This window comes from Micromonospora sp. CA-246542, from assembly GCF_050942905.1.
Classification (GTDB): Bacteria; Actinomycetota; Actinomycetes; order Mycobacteriales; family Micromonosporaceae; genus Micromonospora.
This window is the reverse complement of the sequence record NZ_CP192040.1, coordinates 5,869,468-5,894,794: the sequence shown is the minus strand read 5'-3', so window position 1 is coordinate 5,894,794 and position 25,327 is coordinate 5,869,468. Positions and strand designations below refer to the sequence as shown.

The following is a 25,327-nucleotide window of genomic DNA, read 5'->3' as shown; positions in this document are numbered from 1 at the left end:
CGTTCGCCCCGTCATGGCTGATGACCAAACCCCCCGTCCCGCCGGTCAACCGGACGACTATCCGTCCGGTGCCGGTCAGGGTTGGACCGCGCTCAGCTACCTCATCGGAGGCATGCTCGTGTGGGGTTTCATCGGCTGGCTGGTCGACCAGTGGCTCGACACCGGTGGCGTCGCCACCGGCATCGGCTTCGTGCTCGGCATGGCTGGGGGCGTCATCCTGGTCATCCGCCGACTCGGCACGCCTACTTAGGAAGGGACGCGGTGTTCGGACAGGCGAACGTCCTGGCAGCGGGCCAGGCGGCATTCCCACCCAGTGTGGAGGACTTCTACCTGCCCGCGATCGTGCCCTGGGGCGCGGAGAACGCTCCGTGGTTCACCAAGTTCACGCTGATGATCTGGATCGCGGTCGGCTTTCTGATCATTTTCTTCCTGGCGACCTATCGGAACCCGCAACTGGTGCCGACCAAGAAGCAGTGGTTCGCCGAGTCGATCTACGGCTTCGTGCGCAACAACATCTCGGTCGACATGATCGGGCACCAGGGCGTGCGGTTCGCCCCGTACTTCACGACGCTGTTCTGCTTCGTGCTGGTGACGAACGCCTTCGCGATCATTCCGCTCTTCCAGATCTCGCCGAACTCGCACATCGCCTTCCCGGCGATCCTCGCGGTGATCAGCTACGTGCTGTTCAACTACATCGGCATCCGGCACCACGGCTTCGGCAAGTACTTCAAGCACGCCCTGATCCCGCCGGCACCCTGGTACATCCTGCCGCTGCTGATCCCGATCGAGGCGTTCTCGACCTTCATCATCCGGCCGTTCTCACTGGCCGTTCGTCTCTTCGCGAACATGTTCGCCGGCCACATGCTCCTGCTGGTCTTCACGCTCGGCGGCTTCGCGATGCTCAACGCCAACGCCTGGTTGGCGCCGGTCTCGGTGGTCTCCTGGGTGATGACCGTGGCGCTGACCCTCCTCGAGGCGCTGGTCATCGTCCTGCAGGCCTACGTCTTCACGGTCCTGAGCGCCAGCTACATCCAGGGCGCGCTCGCCGAAGAGCACTGATCCACGCACCAACCGTTGTCGTCCCGCGTGAGAGTCACGCGTGATAACCAGGAGGAACCACACCAATGGACGTTAGCGTTCTCGCCGAGGTCAACGGCAGCACCGCCGCCATCGGCTACGGCCTCGCGGCCATCGGCCCGGGCATCGGCGTTGGCCTGGTCTTCGCCGCCTACATCCAGTCGACCGCCCGGCAGCCCGAGTCGTCGCGCATGACCCTGCCGTACGTCTGGATCGGCTTCGCCGTCATCGAGGCGCTCGCCCTGTTCGGCATCGCCTTCGGCTTCATCTGGGCCAAGTAGTACCCGCCCCTTCCGACCGGGAGGTCACCCATGTTGTTCCTCCTCGCCGCCGAGGGTGGTGAGTCAGACCACAACCCGATCATTCCGATCTGGCAGGAGATCGTGGTCGGCACGGTCGCCTTCGCCGTGCTCTGCTTCGTGCTGATGAAGTTCGTCTTCCCGCGCATGGAGCAGACGTTCCAGGCTCGGGTCGACGCGATCGAGGGCGGCATCAAGCGCGCCGAGGCCGCCCAGGCCGAGGCGAACCAGCTGCTCGAGCAGTACCGCGCCCAGCTCGCCGAGGCGCGGACCGACGCCGCCAAGATCCGTGACGACGCGCGGGCCGACGCCGAGGGCATCCGGCAGGACATCCTCGCCAAGGCGCGGGAAGAGTCCGACCGGGTCATCCAGGCCGGCAAGGACGCACTCGCCGCCGAGCGGGCCACCATCGTGCGCGAGCTGCGCGCGGAGGTCGGCACCATCGCGGTGGACCTGGCCAGCAAGATCGTCGGCGAGTCGCTGGCCGACGAGGCGCGGCGCAAGGGCACCGTCGACCGGTTCCTGAGCGGCCTCGAGAGCACGGGGGCCCGCTGATGCAGGCCGCCAGCCGGGAGTCGTACAAGGTCGCGGCCGAAGGCCTCGACGCGTACGTCCGCGGCGCGGAGCCGTCGGCGGTGGCCGCCACCGCCGACGCCATCCTCTCCGTGGCGACCCTGCTGCGGCGTGAGCCGCGGCTGCGTCGGGCGCTCTCCGACCCGGCTCGTCCCGGCGCGGACCGGGGCGCGCTGCTCGGTGACATGCTGGGTGGGCGGATCGGCGCGGACGCGCTCGACCTGCTCGTCACGCTGGTCTCGGGCCGCTGGTCGGCACCGTCGGAGTTGCTCGACGGCACCGAGCGCCTCGGCGTGGAGGCGCTGCTGGCCAGCGCCGACTCCGCCGGTGAGCTGGGCGAGGTGGAGGACGAGCTGTTCCGCTTCGGTCAGGTCGTGTCCGGTCAGTCGGCGCTGAGCAACGCTCTCGCCGACCCGGTCGCCCCGGTCGAGCAGCGGGCCACCCTGGCTCGCGAGCTGCTCGCCGGCAAGGCCCGGCCGGTCACCGTCAGCCTCGTCGAGGCTGCGCTCGCCGGGTTCGGCGGGCGTTCCTTCACCGGAGCGCTCACCCGGCTGGTCGAGCTGGCCGCCGACCGGCGGGACCGGCAGGTGGCGTACGTGACCGTCGCGGCCCCGTTGAGTGACGAGGACGAGCGTCGACTGGGTGCGAGCCTCGCCGCGATATACGGTCGGGAGGTGTCCGTCAAGCAGACGGTCGACCCCGCCGTTCTCGGTGGCGTGAGCGTCCGGGTTGGTTCAGACCTGTACGACGGCACGATCCTGCGCCGCCTCAACGAGACCCGCAACGCGCTCGCGAAGCGCTGAACGGCTTCGCCGCCAGCAATGCGGTGGTTCCGCCGCCTCACCGTTGGGGCGGCTCCGCCGCCGCAGCGCCCGGATTGACAGACGCCATTCGGACCGGTTGGTACTAGGTATCCCGGGCCCCTGAATTTTAAGGAAGCAGAGGATGGCCGAGCTGACCATCTCGACGGAGGAGATCCGCGGCGCTCTGGAGCGCTACGTCTCCTCCTACTCGTCCGACGTCTCCCGCGAGGAGGTCGGCACCGTCGCCGACACCGGCGACGGCATCGCCCACGTCGAGGGCCTGCCCTCGACCAAGACCAACGAGCTCCTGGAGTTCGAGGACGGCACGCTCGGCGTGGCGTTGAACCTCGACGTCCGGGAGATCGGCGTCGTCGTCCTGGGTGACTCCGCCAAGCTGGAGGAGGGGCAGCGCGTCAAGCGCACCGACCGGGTGCTCTCGGTTCCGGTCGGCGACGCGTTCCTCGGCCGCGTGGTCAACGCGCTCGGCCAGCCGATCGACGGCCTCGGCGACATCGCCGACGAGGGCTACCGCGAGCTGGAGCTGCAGGCTCCGAACGTGATGTCCCGGCAGTCGGTGTTCGAGCCGCTGCAGACCGGCATCAAGGCGATCGACGCGATGACCCCGATCGGCCGTGGCCAGCGCCAGCTGATCATCGGCGACCGCAAGACGGGCAAGACCACCGTCGCCCTGGACGCCATCCTCAACCAGCGGGAGAACTGGCGCACCGGCGACCCGAAGAAGCAGGTCCGCTGCATCTACGTCGCCATCGGCCAGAAGGCCTCCACCATCGCCTCGATCAAGGGGCAGCTGGAGGAGGCGGGCGCGCTGGAGTACACCACCATCGTCGCCTCGCCGGCGTCCGACCCGGCCGGCTTCAAGTACCTGGCCCCGTACACCGGCTCGTCCATCGGACAGCACTGGATGTACGGCGGCAAGCACGTCCTGATCGTCTTCGACGACCTGAGCAAGCAGGCCGAGGCGTACCGGGCCGTGTCGCTGCTGCTGCGTCGCCCGCCGGGCCGTGAGGCGTACCCGGGTGACGTCTTCTACCTGCACTCCCGCCTGCTGGAGCGCTGCGCGAAGCTCTCCGACGAGCTGGGTGGCGGCTCGATGACCGGTCTGCCGATCATCGAGACGAAGGCCAACGACATCTCGGCCTTCATCCCGACCAACGTCATCTCGATCACCGACGGCCAGATCTTCCTGGAGACCGACCTGTTCAACCAGGGCGTCCGTCCGGCGATCAACGTCGGCACCTCGGTCTCCCGGGTCGGCGGCGCCGCCCAGGTGAAGCCGATGAAGAAGGTCTCCGGGTCGCTGCGGCTCAACCTGGCCCAGTACCGCGAGCTGGAGGCGTTCGCCGCCTTCGCCTCCGACCTGGACCGCGCCTCGCAGAACCAGCTCAACCGTGGCGTCCGGCTGGTCGAGCTGCTCAAGCAGCCGAACTACTCGCCGTACCCGGTGCAGGAAGAGGTCGTCTCGGTCTGGGCCGGCACCGAGGGCAAGCTGGACGACGTGCCGGTGGGTGACATCCGGCGCTTCGAGGCCGAGTTCCTCCAGTACCTGCGGCACAAGCACGAGGGTGTCCTCGCGTCGATCGCCGACAACCAGTGGAACGACGACATCACCGGCTCGCTCGACGCGGCGATCGCCGAGTTCAAGCAGGTCTTCCTGGGCAAGGAGGACGAGCGCAAGGTCAACGACGCGCCGGCCGCCCCGCTCGAGGGTGACGAGAACCGCGAGACGGTGACCCGCTTCCGCGACGGCGCGACCGACCGCCCGGCCGAGAGCTGATCTGATGGCGGCCCAGGTACGCGTTCTTCGTCAACGAATCCGCTCGGCGAAGTCGATGAAGAAGATCACCAAGGCGATGGAGCTCGTGGCGACGAGCCGGATCGCCAAGGCCCAGGCCCGGGTGCAGGCGTCCCTGCCGTACGCCCAGGCCATCACCGGTGTGCTCACGGCGCTGGCGTCCAACGCGCGGATCGACCACCCGCTGCTCACCCCGCGCGAGCGGGTGCGGCGGGCCGGCGTCCTGTTGGTCACCAGCGACCGTGGCCTGGCCGGCGGCTACAGCTCCAACGCGATCAGGATGGCCGAGTCGCTGATCGCGCGCCTCCGGGCGGACGGCAAGGAGCCGGTGCTCTACGTCATCGGGCGTAAGGGCGTCGGGTTCTACCGCTTCCGCGACCGGCCGATCGAGGCGAACTGGACCGGGTTCAGCGAGCAGCCGTCGTTCGAGGACGCCCGTGCCGTGGGTGAGACGCTGATCAAGGCGTTCACGGCCGGTGCCGACGACGCCGACGGCGGCGCTGGCGCGGACGGGGTCCTCGGCGTGGACGAGTTGCACATCGTCTACACCGAGTTCCACTCGCTGATGACGCAGAACCCGGTCACCAAGGTCATCGGTCCGATGCAGGTGGAGGACCGGCCGCGCTCCGAGGGGCTGCTGCCGGCGTACGAGTTCGAGCCGGAGGCGGAGGCGCTGCTCGACGCGCTCCTGCCGAGGTACATCAACACGCGGATCTACGCGGCGTTGCTCGAGTCGGCGGCGAGTGAGTCGGCGGCACGGCGGCGGGCGATGAAGAGCGCCACCGACAACGCCGAAGACATGATCGAGAAGTACACGCGTGAGATGAACTCGGCCCGTCAGGCCGGGATCACCCAGGAGATCAGCGAGATCGTCGGCGGCGCCAACGCGCTGGCCGCGTCGGGAAGTGAAGTGTGATGACTGCACCAGTAGAGACCAAGACGGCCACGGGTCGCGTGGTCCGGGTCATCGGCCCGGTCGTCGACGCCGAGTTCCCGCGCGACGCCATGCCGGCCCTGTTCAACGCCCTGAACGTCACCGTGAGCCTGTCCGGCGGTGAGAAGACGCTGACCCTGGAGGTCGCCCAGCACCTGGGTGACAACCTGGTCCGCGCGATCTCGATGCAGCCGACGGACGGTCTGGTTCGCGGCGCGGAGGTTCGTGACTCCGGTAAGCCGATCACCGTTCCGGTGGGCGACGCGGTCAAGGGCCACGTGTTCAACGCGATCGGCGAGGTGCTCAACCTCAAGGAGGGCGAGACCCTCACCCCGGACGACCACTGGGGTATCCACCGCAAGGCCCCGGCCTTCGCGGACCTGGAGCCGAAGACCGAGATGCTGGAGACCGGCATCAAGGTGATCGACCTGCTCGCCCCGTACGTCAAGGGCGGCAAGATCGGTCTGTTCGGCGGCGCGGGCGTGGGCAAGACGGTGCTCATCCAGGAGATGATCACCCGGGTCGCCCGTAACTTCGGTGGTACCTCGGTCTTCGCCGGCGTGGGTGAGCGCACCCGTGAGGGCAACGACCTGATCGCCGAGATGACCGAGTCCGGCGTCATCGACAAGACCGCGCTGGTCTACGGCCAGATGGACGAGCCGCCGGGCACGCGTCTGCGGGTCGCGCTCTCCGCGCTCACCATGGCGGAGTACTTCCGCGACGTGAAGAAGCAGGAGGTGCTGCTCTTCATCGACAACATCTTCCGCTTCACCCAGGCCGGGTCCGAGGTCTCCACCCTGCTCGGCCGGATGCCGAGCGCCGTGGGTTACCAGCCGACCCTGGCCGACGAGATGGGCGAGCTCCAGGAGCGCATCACCTCCGTCCGGGGCCAGGCCATCACCTCGATGCAGGCGATCTACGTGCCGGCGGACGACTACACCGACCCCGCCCCGGCCACCACGTTCGCCCACCTCGACGCGACCACCAACCTGGAGCGGTCGATCTCCGACAAGGGCATCTACCCGGCCGTGGACCCGCTGGCGTCCTCGTCCCGGATCCTCGCCCCGGAGTTCGTCGGCCAGGAGCACTTCCAGGTCGCCACCGAGGTGAAGCGGATCCTGCAGCGCTACAAGGACCTGCAGGACATCATCGCCATCCTCGGTATCGAGGAGCTCTCCGAGGAAGACAAGATCACCGTGGCCCGGGCCCGGCGGATCGAGCGCTTCCTCTCGCAGAACACCTACGCGGCGGAGCAGTTCACCGGCGTGCCGGGCTCGACGGTCCCGATCAAGGAGACCATCGAGGCGTTCCGCAAGATCAGCGAGGGTGAGTACGATCACTTCCCCGAGCAGGCGTTCTTCATGTGCGGCGGTCTCGAGGACCTGGAAGCCAAGGCTGAGGAGCTGATGAAGGCCTGACAGCCTTTGTCGTACCCGTACCGCAAAAGACTGCCCCGGCAATGTCGGGGCAGTCTTTTGTTCATCTTCACGTCTTACCATCGTCGCGGTCCGTTACTCGTGGTCGTCACTCACGTGGCGGCCGAGATACGGTCGGTCCGCGCGTTCACCTTCACGGGCGCGGACGAGTGCAACCTTTCGACGACGTGAGCCCGTCTCCTCTGCGTGGGCGTAGCGAACGGAGATGACGTGGGTAAGGCCGGCAAGAAGGGCCGCAAGTCGTCCATGTGGCGGGGCGTGCCGCGCTGGGCCAAGGTGTGCACCGTGTTCGGCCTGGTGCTGACCATGCTCAGCGGCGGGGTGCTGGTCGGCACCGAGGTGCTGATGGCCCGCTACGAGGGCGCCGTCGGCAAGGCCGACCTCTTCGGTGACCAGGCGGCGGGCGCCAAGGAGAAGAAGAGCGACATCAAGGGGCCGCTCAACCTCCTGCTGGTGGGCATCGACCCGCGTACGCCGACGGCGGCGCCGCTGGCCGACTCGATCATGGTGCTGCACGTGCCCGCCTCGATGGACCGGGCCTACCTGTTCTCGGTGCCGCGGGACCTCTACGTGCAGATCCCGGCCTTCAAGAAGGCCAACTTCTCCGGCGAGAAGACCAAGATCAACGCTGCGATGTCGTTCGGCAGTCAGGTGCCCGGCAAGAATCCCGACGCGGCGCGGGGGTTCGAGTTGCTGGCCACCACCGTGCAGAACGTGACAGGCATCAAGCGGTTCGACGGCGGAGCGATCATCAACTTCACCGGCTTCCAGAAGATCGTCGACGCGATGGGCGGCGTCGACATGTACGTCGAGCGGGAGGTGCGGTCCGAGCACAAGCAGCCGGACGGCACCCCGCGGCCGGGCAAGACGTACGGAGAGGGTTACGTCGGGCCGCAGGCGGTCTACACGAAGGGCACCCACCACCTCAAGGGGTGGCAGGCGCTGGACTACGTCCGGCAGCGGTACCCGAAGAACGGCGTCCCGGACTCGGACTATGGCCGGCAGCGCCATCAGCAGCAGTTCGTCAAGGCGATGGTCGGTCAGGCGTTCAGCGCCGACGTGGTGGCCAACCCGATCAAGCTGGACAAGGTGCTGCGCGCCGCCGGCCAGTCGCTGATCTTCAACGGCCGGGGCAACAGCGTTGTCGACTTCGGGCTCGCCCTGAAGAACATCCGCCCGAACACCATCCAGATGATCAAGCTCCCCGGTGGCGGGGTCTACGAGGGTAAGAAATACCTGGGTGAGCAGTTCCAGGCAGGCGTCCCGGACTTCTTCACCGCCCTGCAGAATGAACAACTGGACCCGTTCCTTCTCGAGCACCCGGAATTCCAGAACAAGACCAAGTAGCCGTGGCGCAGCTCTCGCCACCCGCGTTGGGGGCGGCGCGGCGGCACGACTAGACTTTCGGCAATCCGCCGCCGCAGCAAGGAGACAGCGTGGCAAAGCAGCTTCACGTCGAGCTCGTCGCCGTCGAGGAGAAGGTCTGGTCCGGTGAGGCCGAGATGGTCGTCGCCCGGACCACCGAGGGCGAACTCGGTGTCCTGCCGGGTCACGCGCCGCTGCTCGGCCAGCTCGCCGAGCCCGGCCAGGTCCGCATCAAGCTGGCCGGTGGCGAGCAGGTCTCGTACGAGGTGGACGGCGGCTTCCTCTCGGTGAGCGCCGAGGGCGTCACCGTGCTGGCCGAGAGCGCGACCCCGGTTTCCGCGCAGAGCCGCTGAGTCACACCGGGGATGGAGATCGTCGAAGGGATCGGGATCGGCGTCGCCGTCATCCTCGTCGCACTTCTCGTACTCTTCGTCCGGCGGGCTCTCGTGACCCGCAGCGGTGGCATCATCCGGCTCAGCGTCCGGGTCACCACCGTGCTCGACGGGCGTGGCTGGTCACCCGGCTTCGGCCGGTTCGCCGCTGACGAGCTGCGCTGGTATCGAATGTTCAGCTTCGCGATCCGCCCCAAGCGGGTTCTCTCCCGCAAGGATCTCGCGGTCGAACGCCGGCGGTTGCCCGAAGGGCAGGAACGGCTCTCCATGCCGGCCGACTGGGTGATCCTCCGCTGTACGAGTCACCACGCACCGGTGGAGATCGCCATGGCGCGATCGACCGTGACCGGTTTCCTCTCCTGGCTCGAGGCCGCCCCTCCGGGGGCGGTCTCGCCGCGTCTGGCCTCCCAGGACTGGCCGGCCGCCTGATCGCTCCTGGTTGCTCTGGGGCTTCTCTGGTCGCTCTGGAGCTTCTGTGGTCGCTCTTCGGGGTTTCCGGGGCAGCCCGCCCGGCTCCGGGCGGTCAGGCTTGATCCCTGCGCCGGGCGGGCTGCCCCGGAAACCCGTCCGCGGCGCGGTGCGTCGGTCCGGTCCGGTTCTTTGACCACCTGCCGTTACCGGGTTCGCTGGGTCTCGCCTTCATGCGTTGCCGGGGGGGTGATCGACTCGGCTTCCTTGAACTTGGGGTGTTCGGGCGACGCTAATGACCCGACTTCATGGAACTCGAGCCGATCAAGGCTGACTGGGCGAGGTGCCGGCCGCCGGGACGCGTGAGGGCGGCTAGAGCGGGAACTCGCCCATCGTCAGCGCTTGCCGCCGGGGACCCATAGCACATCGCCTGCCGGATTTGCCGTTCTTGAGAGGATAAAGAGCAGATCGGAGAGCCGGTTGAGATACTTTGCCGGGAGCGGGCTGGTCCGGTCCGGATCGTGGCTGACCAGCGCCCACGCCGCCCGCTCGGCTCGCCGGGCGGTGGTCCGCGCCACGTGCAGCAGCGCCGCGCCAGCGGTGCCGCCGGGGAGGATGAAGGAGTCGAGCTTGCTCAGGCGCGCGTTGTACTCGTCGCACCAGCCCTCCAGGCGCTCGACGTACTCCTCGGTCACCCGCAGCGGCGGGTACTTCGGCTCCGGCTCCACGGGCGTGGACAGGTCGGCGCCGACATCGAACAGGTCGTTCTGCACCGACGCCAGGACGGCCCGCAGCTCCTCGTCGAGCTGGCCCAGGGCGAGTGCGACACCGATCGCCGCGTTGCACTCGTCGACATCCGCGTACGCGGCGATCCGTGGATCGGTCTTCGGGACCTGCTCGTTGTTGCTCAGCCTGGTCATGCCGGCGTCGCCGGCCTTGGTGTAGATGCGCGTGAGGTGGACGGCCATGACGCACAGCCTACGGATACCGGAACTCACGATCCCCGCTCGGCCGGACACGACAGCCGGCTGGCCTGCGGTGGTGGGTCCGGGCGACGCCGGTGACACGGCGGTCAACGACGTCGACGTCATCCGGGTCTGCGGTGCGGCCCGACTGGCGGGCACCGTGCACGTCGTCGGCGCCAAGAACTCGGCGCTGAAGTTGATGGCCGCCGCGCTGCTCGCTCCCGGACGCAGCGTGATCACCAACGTTCCGCGGATCACCGATATCGCGATCATGGGGGAGGTGCTGCGGCGGCTGGGCTGTGACGTCCGGTTCGACGCGGACGACCCCGTCGATCCGATGGTGGTGCGGGGCGGCGTCGCCCGGTCCCGCTCGGTCACCATCGACGTACCCGAGCAGCCGGGCGCGGAGGCCGACTACGACCTGGTCCGGCGGCTGCGCGCGTCGATCTGCGTGCTCGGCCCCCTGTTGGCCCGTCGGGGCTACGTGCGGGTGGCCCACCCGGGCGGTGACGCGATCGGCTCACGTGGCCTGGACATGCACATCTCCGGGCTGACCCGGATGGGTGCGGAGATCTCCGGTGAGCACGGGTTCGTCATCGCCGAGGCCCCGCACGGGCTGCGCGGCGCCGACATCGTGCTGGACTTCCCCAGCGTGGGCGCGACCGAGAACCTGGTCATGGCAGCGGTGCTGGCCCAGGGCGCCACGACGATCGACAACGCGGCCCGGGAGCCGGAGATCGTCGACATCTGCACGATGCTCAACCAGATGGGCGCGCGGATCTCCGGCGCCGGCACGTCCACCCTGCGGATCACCGGCGTGCCCGGTCTGCGGCCGGTGCGGCACGCCACCGTGGGGGACCGGATCGTCGCCGGCACCTGGGCGTTCGGCGCCGCGATGACGCGCGGCGACGTGACGGTCACCGGCCTGGACCCGGCCTACCTGGAGGTCGCGCTGGACAAGGTCGTCGCGGCCGGCGGCCTGGTCGAGACGCGGGGCGACGGCTTCCGGGTACGCATGGACGACCGGCCCCGCGCGGTGGACGTGGTGACCCTGCCGTACCCCGGCTTCGCCACCGATCTGCTGCCGATGGCGATCGGGCTGGCCTCGGTCAGCGACGGCGCATCCCTGATCACGGAGAACATCTTCGACGGCCGGTTCATGTTCGCGAACGAGATGATGCGGCTCGGCGCGGACATCAAGACCGACGGGCACCACGCCGTGGTCCGGGGCCGGGAGCGGCTGTCCGGGGCGCCGGTACGCGCCACCGACATCCGCGCCGGCGCCGGACTGATCATCGCCGCGCTCTGTGCGGACGGACCCACCGAGGTCTCGCACGTGCACCACGTCGACCGGGGGTACCCGGACTTCGTGGCCGACCTGCGTGCGCTCGGCGTGGCGGTGGAGCGGGGGACCGCGCCCGAGGAGCCGTCGCTGGAGATTTGAGGTCGCGCTGCGCCTCTGGCGGTCTCAGGTGGCTTGCAGCGAGGCGCGCACGTGCCGTCGTGCGTCGTGGATGCGTGACTTCAGGGTGCCGACCGGGATGGAGAGGTGGTCGGCGATCTGGTCGTAGGTCAACTGGCACAGGTCACGCAGTACGAGCGGGGCGACCAGTTCGGGTCGGTGCGCCTCCAGCCGTTCCAGCGCGTCGAGCAGGTCGAGCCGGGAACCGGCGATCACGCTCGTGGTGCGCGGGTCAGCGGTGTCGAGCGGAAGCTGTGGCGTGGACTGCTCCTCGGCCCGACGCTTGAGGCTCCGATACGTCTGCCGGGCGCAGTTGGCGGTGACGATGTGCAGCCAGGTGGAGAACTTCGACCGGCCGGCGAAGCTGTCAATCTTGCGGGCGACCTGCAGAAGGGCGTCCTGGCACGCCTCCTCGGCGTCCTGCCGGCAGGGTAGGAGGCGTAGGCACTGCCGCATGACCTGCGGGCCGATCCTGATCAGCAACGCGTCGAGTGCGGCGGCGTCCCCCTTGGCGGCACGATCCGCCAGCTCCTCGATATCAAGATCGTCTGGCATGCTCAGGCCCCGTTCCTCAGCGTTTAGTCGGCCATAATACGGGCGTGTCAGTACCCGGCAAGATCGGCCGATACCGCGTTGTAGGGCGTATCGGATCCGGAGCGTTCGCCACCGTGTGGCTCGGCGCCGACGATGCTCTGGACGCCTCCGTCGCGATCAAGGTGCTGGCCGACAACTGGTCGTACCACTCCGATCTGCGGGAGCGGTTCGAGCAGGAGGCGCGGATCATGCGCCGGACGGACTCGAGCCTGCTCGTGCGTGTGCTCGACGTCGGTGAGCTGCCGGACGGACGCCCGTACCTGGTGATGCCGTACGCGGCCGGTGGCACCCTCGCGGATCGACTCGCCGCCGGACCGATGTCCGTCCGGGAGGCGCTGCTCGTCGCGGCCGACATCACCCGGGCCGTCATGGTGCTGCACGAGGCCGGCGTGCTGCACCGGGATCTCAAGCCGTCCAACGTGTTGTTTCAGCCGGCGGCGGGTCGGGATCGGGTGCTCGTCGCCGATCTTGGCCTGGCCAAGGCGCTCGCCAACGCGTCCGGCTTCACGATCGCGGCCGGCACACCCGGCTACATGCCGCCCGAACAGGCCACCGCCGGTGGCGGTCTGGACATCCGCGCGGACGTGTACGCGATCGGCGCGACGACCTACCACATGTTGACCGGCCGGCCGCCCGACCCGGCACGGTCCGGCGGCAGCCGATCGGGCCGGGCCGGGCGCGCTCTCCCCCGTCCGTCCCAGCTTCGGCCCGGAGTCCCCTCCGAAGTGGACGACCTGGTGCGGCGTGCGCTGCATCCCGACCCGCGGCAACGCTGGGCGTCCGCCGCGGTGATGCTCGAGGAACTCCAGCGGGTCATCGCGTCGACGGAGCGGGAGGCCGGCCGTGGTCGGTTCGTGCGGCAGTTGGGGAGGGTCGTCGGCGTCGGGGTCGCCCTGGGCGCCCTGCTGGCGACGACCGGTTCCAGCTCCACCTTGTCGGAACGGTCCGGGTGGGTTCGCGTACACGATGTCTCCGGCGCCCTCTCGGTCGCGGTGCCGGCGAACTGGGCCGGCCAGGTGAAGGACGCCGGCTGGGACCCTTCGGTGCTGCGCCTCGCGGCCGGCCAGGCGCCGGGTCTCGTGGTGGCCCCGGATCTCGCCGTCTGGCCGGATCCGGCGAGTGGAATGCCCGGTGTGTTCGTCGGGGTGAGCAGGGCCCTGCTCGGCGGCGACCCGGCGCCGGCGTTACCCAGCCACGCCTCCTGTGTCCAGCAGCCCGACCGGACCGTGGACGTGGGCGGCGACCGGGCGCTGGTACGGCGGTGGACCTCGTGTGCCGCCTCCGTCTCGTTCAGCGAGGTCGTGATCGCCGTGCCGCAGCGTCGCTACGGCGTCTACCTACAGATCAAGCAGGTCGGCGACGCGGACCTGACCGACGAGATCCTGGCCGGCCTGCGGTTGTCCAGCGCGCTGGCGCCGCAGGCCGGCCGTTTCGGGTCCGTCTACTCGTAGCAGTCCTGGTTCGCGTACTGGAGGGTCAGGTTGATGACCTTGCCCTTGCTCATCTCGATGCGGTAGACGGCCTTGCTGTTGCCGGGGGTCTTCGCGAATCCGCGACCATTCGTGGCGTCTCCGTCGGCCCTCGTCCAGTCCGGGTAGATCCGCAGCATCTCGGCGCTCGACATGCCGATGCGCACACCCTCGGGCGTCTTGATCCCCTCGTACGCGTCGATGGTGGCGATACCCAGCGTCGGCGAGAGGAGGACGACAGCATCATCGCTCGGAGCAGCGCGCAGCTGCGCCGGCGCGCAGCCGCCCCCGTTGTTTCCGAACGCCCGCAGCAGTCCCGTCCCGGTGGCCTGCTGACGGGTCATGCCGAGCTTGAGTGAACCGATGCCGTTCGGACCCAGGACGAGCGACGTGGGGCGGGTCGCGTCGCTGGACGGCCGGGCGGACGGCGTCGACGAGGCGGAAGGGGTCGGCGAAGTGGGGCTGTCGGTGGCGGCCGCGCTGGTGGTCGGGTCGGGCGAGCCGGCCGGCGCGGCGTTGCCGTCCTGGTGCGCGGGCGACGAGCACGCCGCTACGAGCAGGAGGCAGGTGAGGGTTCCGACCATGGACGTTGCGCGCATCATGAGCTCCTGGCTGTTGCCACTTGTTGGTTGTCGTAGGGTTCGATGCACCCACTCGGGAGTTTGTTCGCTCCGGCGAGTCGTGGATCCGTCACCTGCCCTTAGTCGTCGTTCAGGCTCGCCGACTAGGGTGCAGGCAGGCAGTCAATCGCAGCGAGGGAGAAGCAGATGGCGGGTCGACTCGCGGTCGTCGGGGCCGGGCTGATGGGCTCCGGCATCGCCCAGGTGGCGGCGCAGGCGGGCTGGCAGGTGACGCTGCGCGACCTGGACGACGCGGCCACCACCCGGGGGCTCGGCGGCATCCGGAAGTCGCTGGAGAAGTTCGCCGAGAAGGGCAAGATCGAGGCGTCCGACGTCGAGGCGACTCTCGCGCGGATCACGCCGACCACCGACCTGGAGGCCGCGGCGGACGCGGACATCGTGGTCGAGGCGGTCTTCGAACGGCTGGAGATCAAGCACGAGGTGTTCCGGGCGCTGGACAAGATCTGCCGGTCCGACGCGGTGCTCGCCACCAACACGTCGGCCATTCCGGTCACCCAGATCGCGGCGGTCACCGAGCGGCCGGAGGCCGTCGTCGGCACCCACTTCTTCTCCCCGGTGCCGATGATGCAGCTCTGTGAGCTGGTACGCGGCTACAAGACCAGCGACGCCACGCTTGACACGGCGCGCGCCTTCGCCGAGGAGATCGGCAAGACCGTCGTCGTGGTCAACCGGGACATCGCCGGCTTCGTCACCACGCGGCTGATCTCCGCCCTGGTCATGGAGGCGGTCAAGCTGGTCGAGTCGGGCGTGGTGTCCGCCGAGGACCTGGACACCGCCTGCCGGCTCGGCTTCGGGCACGCCATGGGTCCGCTGGCCACCACCGACCTGACCGGCGTGGACGTGCTGCTGCACGCCTCGAAGAACATCTACACCGACACGGCCGACGAGAAGTTCTTCCCGCCGGAGCTGCTCCAGCGCATGGTCACCGCCGGTGACCTGGGCCGCAAGACCGGCAAGGGCTTCTACACGTACTGACTTGGTGGCGCGACCGGGGCGGGATGCCCGCCCCGGTCGTCCGGTCAGCCGTCGCGCTTGGTGGTCCAGCGGAAGGTGGTCAGGCAGAGCACGAGCCCGATCACGCACCACAGGGCCAGTACCAGCGCGACCCGCCCCAGCTCGAAGGAGCCGCCCGGTTCCTGCGCCCCGAAGCTCTCGGGCAGGAAGACCGCCCGCAGCCCCTGGCACATCCACTTGAGCGGGAAGAACGCCGCCACCTGCTGCATCCAGGTGGGCAGGTCGGTGAAGACGAAGAACACCCCGGAGATGAACTGGAGCACCAGCGCGACCGGGGTCACCACTGCCGAACCGCTGCGGGCGGTGCGGGCCAGCGACGAGATGGCGATGCCGCACAGGGTGCAGGCGGTCACCCCGAGCACGGACACCCAGCCGAAGGTGAACCACTTCCCGGCGGTGCCGGGCAGGTCGAGATCGAACAGCGCCACCGCGACGGCCAGCAGCAGCGCGGTCTCGGCGATCCCGATCGCCACCACCATGATCACCTTGCCGGCGAACCAGACCCACTTCGGCATCGGCGTGCCCCGGTAGCGCTTGAGCACCCCCCGGTCCCGCTCGATCGGGATCCAGATGCCGAGGTTCTGGAAGCTCACCGTCATCAGGCCGGTCGCGATCATGCCGGTGATGAAGTACTGGGTGAACTTGACTCCGCCGCCGATCGTCCCGTCGAAGATCGACGCGAAGATCAGGATCATGATGATGGGGAAGCCCATCGTGAACACCACGGACTCCCGGCTGCGCAGGAACTGGGTGATCTCCAGTCGGCCCTGGCGCAGGGCGAGCGTGCCGACGCCCGGCCGTCGGCCCGGGGTCGCGGCGACCGGCGTCGCCGGCTTCGTCGTGGTCGTCATCGCGCGTGTCCGATCATCGTGAGGTAGACGTCCTCCAGGGTCGGCCGGGTCACCGTGAGCCCGGGGACCTCGCCGCCGTAGCGCGCGGCCAAGTCGGCCACGAGGGCCGTCGGCGTCGCGCTCTGCGCCCTCTCCCACGTCCCTTCCGGGGTACGCCAGGAGACCGTCGCGAGCGCATCCTGGCGGTTGCCCAGCCGGTTGGGCGCGGCCACCTCGACCAGCCGGCCGCCGGCGATCACGCCGACCCGGTCGGCGAGCGCCTCCGCCTCGTCGAGGTAGTGGGTGGTGAGCACGATCGTGGTGCCGGCCGCGGCGAGGTCGCGGATCAGCTCCCAGAACTCCCGGCGGGCCTCCGGGTCGAAGCCGGTGGTCGGCTCGTCGAGGAAGAGCAGCTCGGGGCGGCCGATGATGCCCAGCGCCACGTCGAGGCGGCGCTTCTGCCCGCCGGAGAGGGTGTGCGTACGAGCCTTCGCCTTCGCCGCCAGCCCGACCCGTTCGATCACCTTGGCGGGGTCGTCCGCGTCGGGATAGAACCCGGAGAAGTGCCGAACCACCTCGGCCACGGTCAGCTCGTCGAACTCGCCGGTGCCCTGGAGCACGATGCCGACCCGGGAGCGCCAGCCGGCGTCCGGTCGGGCCGGGTCCGCGCCGAGCACGGTCACCTCGCCGGCGTCCCGGTGCCGGTAGCCCTCCAGGATCTCCACGGTCGTGGTCTTGCCCGCGCCGTTCGGGCCGAGCAACGCGAACACCTCGCCCCGGTGGACGTCGAGGTCCACGCCCGCCACCGCCACGTTGTCGCCGTACGCCTTGCGCAGCCCTCGGACGGAGATGGCCAGCTCGTCATCCATGCCGTCCAGTGTGCGTCCTGGCGGCGATCCGCGGGTGCCCGGGGTGTGGCGTTCCGCGACACGGCGGGCGCTTCGCACCCGGCCGTCCTCGACATGGACCTGTGTGGTTTTCCACAACCTCTTCTACTGAACGGTAACTTAGACTCCGGCCATGGATGAGACGCCGAGCCGGCTGCCCGAGCGGGACCGCCCGTGGGTCATGCGCACGTACGCCGGCCACTCGTCGGCCGCCGCGACCAACGCGCTCTTCCGCCGCAACCTCGCCAAGGGGCAGACCGGCCTGTCGGTCGCCTTCGACCTGCCCACCCAGACCGGCTACGACCCCGACCACGAGCTGGCCGCCGGTGAGGTGGGCCGGGTCGGCGTGCCGGTGGCCCACCTCGGCGACATGCGGGCTCTCTTCGACGGCATCCCGCTCGCCGGGATGAACACCTCGATGACCATCAACGCGCCGGCGATGTGGCTGCTCGCCCTTTACGCGGCCGTGGCCACCGAGCAGGGATCGAGCGCCGACGTGCTCTCCGGCACCACCCAGAACGACATCATCAAGGAGTACCTGTCCCGGGGGACGTACATCTTTCCGCCGGCGGCCTCGCTGCGGCTGACGGCGGACGTGATCGCGCACACCCTGACGACGATGCCGAGGTGGAACCCGGTCAACATCTGCTCGTACCACCTCCAGGAGGCTGGCGCGACGCCCGTGCAGGAGGTCGGCTTCGCGCTGGCCACCGCCGTCGCCGTCCTCGACGCGGTCCGCGACTCCGGTCAGGTGCCCGCCGAGCGGATGGGTGACGTGGTGCAGCGCGTCTCGTTCTTCGTCAACGCCGGGGTGCGTTTCGTCGAGGAGATCGCCAAGATGCGCGCGTTCGGCGTGCTGTGGGACGAGATCACCCGGGAGCGGTACGGCGTCACCGAGGCCCGGCAGCGGCGGTTCCGCTACGGCGTACAGGTCAACTCGCTCGGCCTCACCGAGGCGCAGCCGGAGAACAACATCCAGCGCATCGTGCTGGAGATGCTCGGCGTGACGATGTCCCGCGACGCGCGCGCCCGTGCCGTGCAACTGCCGGCCTGGAACGAGGCGCTCGGTCTTCCCCGGCCCTGGGACCAGCAGTGGTCGCTCCGGATGCAGCAGGTTCTGGCGTACGAGTCGGACCTGCTCGAATACCCCGACCTCTTCGCCGGTTCGCACGTGATGACCGCACTCGTCGAGGAGATCGTCGGCGGGGCGCGCGTCGAGCTGGACGCCGTGTTGGAGATGGGCGGTGTGGTGGCCGCCGTGGAGACGGGCTATCTCAAGAGCGCGCTGGTCGCCTCGCTGGCCGAGCGCCGCCGCCGGATGGAGTCCGGACTCGACGTGGTGGTCGGCGTCAACCGCTTCGCCGAGACCGAATCATCCCCGTTGACGGCGGCGGGCGCCGAGGCCGTCGAACAGGTCGATCCCCTGGTCGAGGCGGCCGCCGTGGCCTCCGTACGCGAGTGGCGTGCCGGGCGGGACGGCGCGGCGGTCGACGCGGCACTGGCCCGGCTCCGCGCGGACGCCGCGACCACCGCCAACCTGATGCCGGCGACCCTGGAGTGTGCGGGTCGGGGTGACCACCGGGGAGTGGGCCGGCGTGCTGCGCGGGGTCTTCGGTGAGTACCGGGCGCCGACCGGCCTGTCCGGCGCCACCGGCAGCGGCGGCGACGCGGGTCTCGCGGCGGTCCGCGAGCGGGTTGCCGCCACCGCCCGCGAGCTGGGCAGCGGACGGCTGCGGTTGCTCGTCGGCAAGCCCGGCCTGGATGGGCACTCGAACGGCGCGGAGCAGATCGCGGTACGCGCCCGCGACGCCGGCTTCGAGGTCGTCTACCAGGGCATCCGGCTGACCGCCGGCCAGATCGTCGCCGCCGCCGTCGAGGAGGACGTCGACCTGGTCGGGCTGTCCGTGCTGTCCGGCTCACACCTGGCGGCCGTGCCCGCGGTGCTCGACGGGCTACGTGCCGCCGGCCGGGCGGACCTGCCCGTGGTGGTGGGCGGCATCATCCCCGCCAATGACGCCGACACCCTGCTCGCCGCCGGGGTGGCCCGGGTCTTCACCCCGAAGGACTTCGCCCTCACCGGGATCGTCGACGACCTGGTGACGGTCATCCGGCAGGCCAACGACCTGCCCTGACCGGTTCCGTCGGAGGGATCAGCGACCGGCGTACGTCATGCAGTCGGCCAGGTCGTTGTCCGGCCCCACCTTGATCGACGAGGCGTGGCACTCCAACTGCTCGTTGTGCCGGCAGTCGGAACGCTGGCAGGCGCCGACCTGCGCGGTGAGGCCGTCCACCCCGCCCCGGACGGGTGACTCGACGAAGGTGTGGCAGTGCGCGTGGTCCATGCTGCCGATGGTGATCGCGAAGGCGTGGCAGTCGCCGCCCTGGTTGTACGCGCATGCCGCGACGACACATTCCTGGACTCGGGGCATCTCCATTGCAGTGGTCATGCCAACCTCCTCTAGGCTCCTGTCCCGATATTAGGCATTTGCCAGCCTGCGCTGACCCCGATACGCCCGTCTGGCCATCAGCCCTACCGGCCATGCCGGCACGATCGACACGAGATCGCCGATACCGCGCTGTCAACCGGCCCCGGACACCCCAACTTCGGCGATGTCGAGTCGGATCAACCCTCGGTTGCGCCCCCGCCGATCGCGCCGCCCGGGGGTATGTCCGGCTGTGGGTGTCTTCGCGAGGTGACCCGGTGCCCCGTGGGCGGGGAGTTGTTGGGGCGCCGGCGGTCGTGGCCCCCGGACGATCGCAGGAGCGCAGGTCACCGCCCGCCGCCCGTCAGGTCGCGCCCCATCACCTCGCGTCCTTTGCTCTGCTTCAACCCAGGAAACACCCGGTGTCCGATTATCGGACGGCAGGTGTTTCCTCGGCTGAAGCAGAGCAAAGGCGGGTCACCGCCCCCCCGGCCCCGGGGAATGACCCCGAGCCGCGGGTCGTTACACCCGGTCCCGGCGCGGCGAGCCCCGCTCCCTGCGGGTCGTCAGCCCCCGGGAATGGCCCCGGACCACCGGTCGTTACACACGGTCCCGGCGCCACGAGCCCTCCGCTCGCAGGCCGCCAAGCCCCCCGGGAATGGCCCCCACCCCCGGGTCGTTGCACACGGACCGGCCATCACGAGCCCCCCGCTCGCAGGCCGCCAAGCCGGCGGGAATGGCCCCGACCCCCGGGTCGTTACACACGGACCGGCCGCCACGAGCCCCCCGCTCGCAGGCCGCCCCCCTCCCAAGACTTTTGAGCGCCCGGACGAGGTGCTGACACCCCGCGTCACCAATCCCCCGCAACGGGTGGTGTGTGGGTGTTTCCTACCCCCGAAGGAGCAACCCCTGATGAACACGATCTTCCGCAAGAGCATGCTGTCCATCGCTGGTCTCGCGTTCGCCGGTGGCGTCTTCGCCGGCCCCATCGCCGCCCACGCCGCCCCGGCCGTGGACGCCAAGCCCGCCACCGCAGCGGCGGTGCAGACCACCGCACCCAAGCCGCAGGGCGACCAGTCGCACATCGACCTGAACGACGAGCAGACCGCCAACGTCAAGGCCATCATCGCCGCCACGAAGAAGGCGGGTCTGCCCGAGCGGGCCGCGGTCATCTCGATCGCGACGAGCCTGCAGGAGTCGAAGCTGGAGAACCTGGGTCACCTCGGCGACGCCAACGACCACGACTCGTTGGGTCTGTTCCAGCAGCGCCCGTCCAGCGGTTGGGGCACGCCCGAGCAGATCACCAACCCGGAGTACTCCACCACCGCGTTCCTTAAGGGCCTCAAGCAGGTTGACGGCTGGCAGGACATGCCGCTGACCGACGCCGCGCAGACCGTGCAGGTCTCGGCCTACCCGGACGCGTACGCCCAGTGGGAACAGCAGGCCACCAACCTCGTCGGCCAGTACTGGAACAGCTAAGAGATCACCGATGGCCGGCACCCGACAACGGGTGCCGGCCATCGCCGTACCTTCAGATTGCCAACGCGCGGCCGGCGCGTCCTCCAGTGCGGAGGGCGCGCCGGAGGTCAGACGCGGAAGCCGGCGGCGCGGGCCGCCTCGCGTTCCCGGCGGCGATCGGAGCGTCGACGTAGGAACCAGTAGACGAAGACAACAAGACCCACCAGGAAGGCGAGTACGAGAACCGGCAGGATGACCGCGACCAGGGACATGACCACGCTCGTCGCGTCCTCGGCGGTGCTGGCCACCGGGGCACCGAACCCGGCGGTCGTCGCGTTGATCACCGGGCGTGCGGCGGACTTGAGTAGGTGCACACCGAAGGCGAGGAGTACGCCGGTGGCGACCGGCACCCACTGGTGGCTGGAGAAGAAGCTCCCTGGGTCGCTGACGGTCACGGTCTCCGACGACGAGCCGGCCCCGAAGGCGAGGCCACCGGCGGTGGGCCGGACGACGGTCTGCACCACGTCGTTGATGTGGTCGACGACCGGCACCTTGTCCGCCACCATCTCGACGGCGAGCAGGACGGCAAGGATGACGATGACCCAGCCGTTGCCGAGCCATGTCCAGCCGCTGGGCAGGTCGATCAGGTTGGTGTAGCGGCCGAGCAGGCCGAGGACGAGCAGGGGTATGTAGGCGTTCAGACCCGCCGAGGCGGCGAGGCCGGTGCCGGTGAGGACTTCGAACACGATCTCAGCATCGCACCGACGCGCCAGTGCCGCTCGGTGGCGGCTGCGGGGTGCTCGGCTACCCTCGTCGGGTGCGGTTGGTCATTGCGAAGTGCTCGGTGGATTACGTCGGACGGCTCTCGGCTCACCTGCCGCCGGCGACCCGGCTGTTGATGGTGAAGGCGGACGGGTCGGTGTCGATTCACGCCGACGACCGTGCGTACAAGCCGCTGAACTGGATGAGCCCGCCGTGCCGGCTGGAGGAGGCCCCCGGCGTGTGGCGGGTGGTCAACAAGGCCGGCGAGGAGTTGCGGATCACCCTGGAGGAGGTCTTCCAGGACACCTCGTACGAGCTGGGTGTGGATCCTGGCCTGCGCAAGGACGGGGTGGAGGCGCACCTGCAGGAGTTGCTGGCGGCCAACCCGACCGTGCTGGGCGAGGGGTTCACGTTGGTGCGCCGCGAGTACATGACGGCGATCGGCCCGGTGGACCTGCTGTGCCGGGACGCCAACTCCGGTGCCGTGGCCGTCGAGATCAAGCGGCGTGGCGAGATCGACGGCGTGGAGCAGTTGACCCGCTACCTCGAACTCATGAACCGTGACCCGCTGCTCAGCCCGGTGACCGGGGTGTTCGCCGCGCAGGAGATCAAGCCGCAGGCCCGGGTGCTCGCCGCCGACCGGGGCATCCGGTGCGTCGTCGTCAACTACGACCGGCTGCGCGGCATCGAGAAGGACGAGCTGACCCTCTTCTGACCGGAGCTCACGACCCGGTCCCTACGGCGATCAACGACTTCGGCAGGCCGAAGACCCGCTCGACGAGCATCGTCGAGTCGGGGAAGTAGTGGCGCATCTGCGAACGGTCCAGCAGTTCGGTCCAGAGCACCTGGTGGATGGCGGCCTCGTGGCTGCGGGTCGGTTTGTGGCCGAGGGGCCAACGGCGAGCGAGCGCCGTGCGCATCCGGATCGGCAGGAACTGCATCCCCGGCGCGATCCAGTGCGGCTCGATGGGGAAGTAGCGGTAGGGCGTCTGCACCCAGTGCCGATCGGCCAGCGAACGGGCTGCGGCGGCGAACCGCAGCCGGCGCTCGTGCCCGCCGACGTGTTCCAGCACGGAGTTGGAGAAGACCAGGTCGTAGGCGCCGTTGGCGACGCGGGGTGGTAGGTCGCAGGCGTCGGCCTGCTCGACGTGGGCCCACTCGGGTACGGCGGCGGGCGGCTGTTCCAGGTTGACCACGGTGACGCGGGCCGGCCGGACGGTGGCGCGGTGCCAGGTGCCGAGCCGGCCGCCGAGGTCGACGACGTGCATGTCGCCGATGTCGGGGAAGGTGCGCGCCAGCCACTCCGAACGACGACGCCGCTGCCGGGCGCTCCACGACTGGTCACTGTCGACAAGGCTGTGTCGCAATCGATTGTGGCCCATTTAACGCAATGTACCGCCGCGCCTACGACGTATAAACATGTGGATACGCCGATCACGGCGCAGATCGGCTATCCGACACTCACCTGCCGTACATCACCTTGATGGCTTTGACGAGGCGTGCCACGTCGGTCGGGGTGCGGTCGAACGTCATCGACGGCAGCAGTGAGCGCGCCCGACGCCGGGTGATGGCCTTGGCGCGGGCGAACTCGCGAAGGCCGTCCTCGCCGTGGATCCGCCCGAAGCCGGAGTCGCCGACGCCGCCGAACGGCAGCGTGGACATCCCGGCGAAGGTCAGGGCGGAGTTGACCGAGGTCATCCCCGAGCGCAGGCGCCGCGCGATGCTTACGGCACGCTGCCGGCCGAAGACCGAACCCCCCAGGCCGTACGACACGGCGTTGGCGCGGGCCACGGCCTCGTCGGCGTCGCGGACCCGGCTGATGGTCACCGTCGGGCCGAAGGTCTCCTCGCGGACGGCGGCCGACTCCTCCGGTACGTCCACCAGCACGGTCGGATGCACGTACGGTGGCTGCACCGCGTCGGGGCCGCCGACCAGGGCGCGACCACCGGAGCTGACGGCGGCCTCGATGTGGCGGCGGATCACGTCGATCTGGCCGGGCATGGTGATCGGGCCGATGTCGGCGCCGTCGGGGCCGACGGTCAGCCGGCCGGCGCGGGTCACCACCTTGTCGACGAAGGCGTCGAAGACCGTGTCGACGGCGTAGACGCGCTCGATGCCGATGCAGGTCTGGCCGGCGTTGGTCATGGCGCCCCAGACGCACGCCTCGGCAGCGGCGTCCAGGTCGGCGTCGCTGTCGACGATCATGGCGTCCTTGCCGCCGCCCTCGATCAGCACCGGCGTCAGCGTCTCGGCGCAGGCGGCCATCACCTTGCGGGCGGTCGCGGTCGAGCCGGTGAAGGCCACCTTGTCGACCCCGGCACGGCACAGCGCCGCCCCGACGTCGCCGAGCCCGTGTACGGCGGTGAACACCGGCTGCTCGGGCACCACCTCCGCGAACGTGTCCACCAGCCACTGGCCGACGACGGGCGTGTACTCGCTGGGCTTGAGCACGACGGCGTTGCCGGCGGCCAGGGCGTACGCGGCGGAGCCGAGCGGGGTGAGGACCGGGTAGTTCCACGGCCCGATCACACCCACCACGCCGTGCGGCTGGTATTCCAGGTGCGCGGAGAACTCGGCGAGGACGAGCCGGGACCGTACCCGGCGTGGGCCGAGCACGCGGCCCGCGTTGCGGGCGGCCCAGTCGACGTGTTCGATCGCGCTGGCGATCTCGACGATGGCGTCGGCGGCCGGTTTGCCGCCCTCGACGTGCATCAACTCGGCGAGCTGCTCGACGCGCTTGGCGAGCAGCGCGCGCCAGCGCAGCATCCGCTGGCGACGGCCGCCGAAGCCCAGACCGGCCCACCACTCGGCGGCGGAACGCGCACGCTCGACGGCCTGCCGTACGTCCGCGTCGCTGGCGGCCGGGAGGCGGCCGGCCTCGACACCGGTGGCCGGACTGGTGGATACCAGCTCGTGCGCCTCGATCAGGGGGGTGCCGGGGACATGCACAGCCGTCATGGCGGAAGTCTAGACCCGAAGATTACTCATCGGTAGGCCGCGATTTCGGGTGCCGGGGTGGGAGTCGCGTCCACTCGTCCACTCGTTGATCAGTGCAGGTCAGGTGCGCAGTGCCGAGGGGTGGCCATCCGAATCGTCGAACGGCGGGTGACCGGGAGGTGACGAGGAGCTGACCGGCCGGTCGGTATTGACGATTACCGTCTGATGGCAGGCTGACGCGCGGAGTAACGGTGTGGGGTGGAGGGCTGACTGTCCATGGAGGAACATCCGGAACTGATGCCGTTGTTGACGGTCGCCGGTGGGCCGATGCGCGGAGCGAGCTTCCGCGTGCGGGCCGAGCCGCAGGTGATCGGTCGCGCGCCGACCGGTCACGTGGTCATCAGCGACCCGCATCTGAGTCGCCGGCACGCCGAGGTGTGGCTGGCCCCGGAGGGCGCGTCGCTGCGCGACCTGGGCTCGACCAACGGCACCTGGCTCAACGACCGCCGGATCACCGAGGTGGAGCGCCTCAGCGACGGCGACGTGATCCGGCTCGGCCGCACCGAGCTGCGCCTGTTCGATCCGGGGGTCGCCCACACGGATCCGGTCGGGCTCAGCTTCGGGGTGTCCCGACGCGACATCCGACCGACGCTGCCACTGCCGTTGGCTTCGCCACCTGGCGTCCGCCGCTGACCCGGCCGGGACGAACACCGGCCGTCGGCCACACTCCGGCGGTACCGCCCGGTGGCTGTCCGACACCTGGACCCACGTGGACCGACATGGCA

General features: G+C 69.7%; 26 protein-coding genes and 1 pseudogene. 18 read left to right on the top strand and 9 right to left on the bottom strand.

Annotated elements, in window-relative coordinates; all coding sequences use genetic code 11:
* Window positions 1–13: 13 nt before the first annotated feature.
* From ACQP0N_RS27305 to ACQP0N_RS27255, 11 genes are all read left to right on the top strand, one after another.
* Entirely contained in the window at window positions 14–250 is a 237-nt protein-coding gene (locus ACQP0N_RS27305; protein ID WP_355052858.1) for an AtpZ/AtpI family protein, read from the top strand.
* A gap of 11 nt (window positions 251–261) precedes the next feature.
* The gene (gene atpB / locus ACQP0N_RS27300; protein ID WP_433115141.1) at window positions 262–1,059 is read left to right on the top strand and encodes a F0F1 ATP synthase subunit A; all 798 of its coding nucleotides are present in this window, start codon (window positions 262–264) and stop codon (window positions 1,057–1,059) included.
* A 65-nt stretch (window positions 1,060–1,124) separates the two neighbouring features.
* The gene (locus ACQP0N_RS27295; protein WP_238677315.1) at window positions 1,125–1,358 is read left to right on the top strand and encodes an ATP synthase F0 subunit C; all 234 of its coding nucleotides are present in this window, start codon (window positions 1,125–1,127) and stop codon (window positions 1,356–1,358) included.
* A gap of 33 nt (window positions 1,359–1,391) precedes the next feature.
* Window positions 1,392–1,931 (top strand): F0F1 ATP synthase subunit B, encoded by a 540-nt coding sequence (locus ACQP0N_RS27290; protein ID WP_112584053.1) that lies wholly within the window; start codon window positions 1,392–1,394, stop codon window positions 1,929–1,931.
* Window positions 1,931–2,752, top strand: a complete 822-nt coding sequence (locus tag ACQP0N_RS27285) for a F0F1 ATP synthase subunit delta (protein WP_355052860.1) — start codon at window positions 1,931–1,933, stop codon at window positions 2,750–2,752. Before ACQP0N_RS27290 ends, ACQP0N_RS27285 begins: the two co-directional genes overlap by 1 nt.
* A 142-nt stretch (window positions 2,753–2,894) precedes the next feature.
* The gene (gene atpA / locus ACQP0N_RS27280) at window positions 2,895–4,547 is read left to right on the top strand and encodes a F0F1 ATP synthase subunit alpha (RefSeq protein ID WP_433115138.1); all 1,653 of its coding nucleotides are present in this window, start codon (window positions 2,895–2,897) and stop codon (window positions 4,545–4,547) included.
* Between the two features lie 4 nt (window positions 4,548–4,551).
* Window positions 4,552–5,481 (top strand): F0F1 ATP synthase subunit gamma, encoded by a 930-nt coding sequence (locus ACQP0N_RS27275; protein WP_433115136.1) that lies wholly within the window; start codon window positions 4,552–4,554, stop codon window positions 5,479–5,481.
* Window positions 5,481–6,917 (top strand): F0F1 ATP synthase subunit beta, encoded by a 1,437-nt coding sequence (gene atpD, locus ACQP0N_RS27270; protein ID WP_433115134.1) that lies wholly within the window; start codon window positions 5,481–5,483, stop codon window positions 6,915–6,917. The genes ACQP0N_RS27275 and atpD overlap by 1 nt, the downstream gene beginning before the upstream one ends.
* A gap of 264 nt (window positions 6,918–7,181) precedes the next feature.
* Window positions 7,182–8,282 (top strand): LCP family protein, encoded by a 1,101-nt coding sequence (locus ACQP0N_RS27265; RefSeq protein ID WP_355052884.1) that lies wholly within the window; start codon window positions 7,182–7,184, stop codon window positions 8,280–8,282.
* Window positions 8,283–8,371: 89 nt separating this feature from the next.
* Entirely contained in the window at window positions 8,372–8,653 is a 282-nt protein-coding gene (locus tag ACQP0N_RS27260; protein ID WP_433115132.1) for a F0F1 ATP synthase subunit epsilon, read from the top strand.
* Between the two features lie 12 nt (window positions 8,654–8,665).
* Entirely contained in the window at window positions 8,666–9,121 is a 456-nt protein-coding gene (locus ACQP0N_RS27255; protein WP_355052865.1) for a DUF2550 domain-containing protein, read from the top strand.
* 374 nt (window positions 9,122–9,495) lie between these two features.
* On the opposite strand, the gene ACQP0N_RS27250 is transcribed toward ACQP0N_RS27255, so the two are convergent.
* Window positions 9,496–10,068 (bottom strand): cob(I)yrinic acid a,c-diamide adenosyltransferase, encoded by a 573-nt coding sequence (locus tag ACQP0N_RS27250; RefSeq protein WP_433115130.1) that lies wholly within the window; start codon window positions 10,066–10,068, stop codon window positions 9,496–9,498.
* Between ACQP0N_RS27250 and murA the strand changes: the two genes are divergently transcribed.
* Window positions 10,067–11,509 carry a UDP-N-acetylglucosamine 1-carboxyvinyltransferase gene (murA, locus tag ACQP0N_RS27245; protein ID WP_433115128.1) on the top strand — a complete coding sequence of 481 codons (1,443 nt, stop codon included), beginning with the start codon at window positions 10,067–10,069 and terminating at the stop codon, window positions 11,507–11,509. The two genes, ACQP0N_RS27250 and murA, sit on opposite strands and share 2 nt — an antisense overlap.
* Window positions 11,510–11,533: 24 nt before the next feature.
* On the opposite strand, the gene ACQP0N_RS27240 is transcribed toward murA, so the two are convergent.
* Window positions 11,534–12,082: an RNA polymerase sigma factor gene (locus ACQP0N_RS27240; protein WP_357134008.1), complete on the bottom strand. Its 549-nt coding sequence runs from the start codon at window positions 12,080–12,082 to the stop codon at window positions 11,534–11,536.
* A gap of 44 nt (window positions 12,083–12,126) precedes the next feature.
* On the opposite strand from ACQP0N_RS27240, the gene ACQP0N_RS27235 reads away from it, so the two are divergent.
* Window positions 12,127–13,572 carry a serine/threonine-protein kinase gene (locus ACQP0N_RS27235; RefSeq protein ID WP_433115126.1) on the top strand — a complete coding sequence of 482 codons (1,446 nt, stop codon included), beginning with the start codon at window positions 12,127–12,129 and terminating at the stop codon, window positions 13,570–13,572.
* Here the strand turns inward: ACQP0N_RS27235 and ACQP0N_RS27230 are convergent.
* A complete protein-coding gene (locus ACQP0N_RS27230) occupies window positions 13,563–14,174 on the bottom strand; it encodes a hypothetical protein (protein ID WP_433115124.1) in 612 nt (203 codons plus the stop codon). The genes ACQP0N_RS27235 and ACQP0N_RS27230 overlap by 10 nt on opposite strands.
* Window positions 14,175–14,357: 183 nt before the next feature.
* Between ACQP0N_RS27230 and ACQP0N_RS27225 the strand changes: the two genes are divergently transcribed.
* Window positions 14,358–15,206, top strand: a complete 849-nt coding sequence (locus tag ACQP0N_RS27225) for a 3-hydroxyacyl-CoA dehydrogenase family protein (RefSeq protein WP_425734120.1) — start codon at window positions 14,358–14,360, stop codon at window positions 15,204–15,206.
* A gap of 44 nt (window positions 15,207–15,250) precedes the next feature.
* On the opposite strand, the gene ACQP0N_RS27220 is transcribed toward ACQP0N_RS27225, so the two are convergent.
* Complete coding sequence (locus tag ACQP0N_RS27220; RefSeq protein ID WP_433115121.1) at window positions 15,251–16,096, bottom strand: ABC transporter permease; 846 nt, start codon at window positions 16,094–16,096, stop codon at window positions 15,251–15,253.
* A complete protein-coding gene (locus ACQP0N_RS27215; RefSeq protein WP_355052873.1) occupies window positions 16,093–16,944 on the bottom strand; it encodes an ABC transporter ATP-binding protein in 852 nt (283 codons plus the stop codon). The genes ACQP0N_RS27220 and ACQP0N_RS27215 overlap by 4 nt, the downstream gene beginning before the upstream one ends.
* 151 nt (window positions 16,945–17,095) lie before the next feature.
* On the opposite strand from ACQP0N_RS27215, the pseudogene ACQP0N_RS27210 reads away from it, so the two are divergent.
* Window positions 17,096–19,094: pseudogene (locus ACQP0N_RS27210) on the top strand (protein meaA).
* A gap of 18 nt (window positions 19,095–19,112) precedes the next feature.
* Here the strand turns inward: ACQP0N_RS27210 and ACQP0N_RS27205 are convergent.
* Window positions 19,113–19,409, bottom strand: coding sequence for a DUF1540 domain-containing protein (locus ACQP0N_RS27205; RefSeq protein ID WP_355052875.1), 297 nt, complete (start codon window positions 19,407–19,409; stop codon window positions 19,113–19,115).
* An 888-nt stretch (window positions 19,410–20,297) separates the two neighbouring features.
* On the opposite strand from ACQP0N_RS27205, the gene ACQP0N_RS27200 reads away from it, so the two are divergent.
* A complete protein-coding gene (locus tag ACQP0N_RS27200; RefSeq protein WP_433115119.1) occupies window positions 20,298–20,864 on the top strand; it encodes a hypothetical protein in 567 nt (188 codons plus the stop codon).
* 107 nt (window positions 20,865–20,971) lie between these two features.
* Here the strand turns inward: ACQP0N_RS27200 and ACQP0N_RS27195 are convergent, their stop codons facing one another.
* Complete coding sequence (locus ACQP0N_RS27195) at window positions 20,972–21,589, bottom strand: DUF4126 domain-containing protein (protein WP_433115117.1); 618 nt, start codon at window positions 21,587–21,589, stop codon at window positions 20,972–20,974.
* Between the two features lie 71 nt (window positions 21,590–21,660).
* Between ACQP0N_RS27195 and nucS the strand changes: the two genes are divergently transcribed.
* A complete protein-coding gene (gene nucS, locus ACQP0N_RS27190) occupies window positions 21,661–22,320 on the top strand; it encodes an endonuclease NucS (protein WP_357134169.1) in 660 nt (219 codons plus the stop codon).
* Between the two features lie 7 nt (window positions 22,321–22,327).
* On the opposite strand, the gene ACQP0N_RS27185 is transcribed toward nucS, so the two are convergent.
* Entirely contained in the window at window positions 22,328–22,987 is a 660-nt protein-coding gene (locus ACQP0N_RS27185) for a methyltransferase domain-containing protein (RefSeq protein WP_433115114.1), read from the bottom strand.
* A gap of 79 nt (window positions 22,988–23,066) precedes the next feature.
* Window positions 23,067–24,563 (bottom strand): aldehyde dehydrogenase family protein, encoded by a 1,497-nt coding sequence (locus tag ACQP0N_RS27180; protein ID WP_433115112.1) that lies wholly within the window; start codon window positions 24,561–24,563, stop codon window positions 23,067–23,069.
* Window positions 24,564–24,818: 255 nt separating this feature from the next.
* On the opposite strand from ACQP0N_RS27180, the gene ACQP0N_RS27175 reads away from it, so the two are divergent.
* Window positions 24,819–25,235 (top strand): FHA domain-containing protein, encoded by a 417-nt coding sequence (locus ACQP0N_RS27175; protein ID WP_433115110.1) that lies wholly within the window; start codon window positions 24,819–24,821, stop codon window positions 25,233–25,235.
* The last annotated feature ends 92 nt before the right edge of the window (window positions 25,236–25,327 follow it).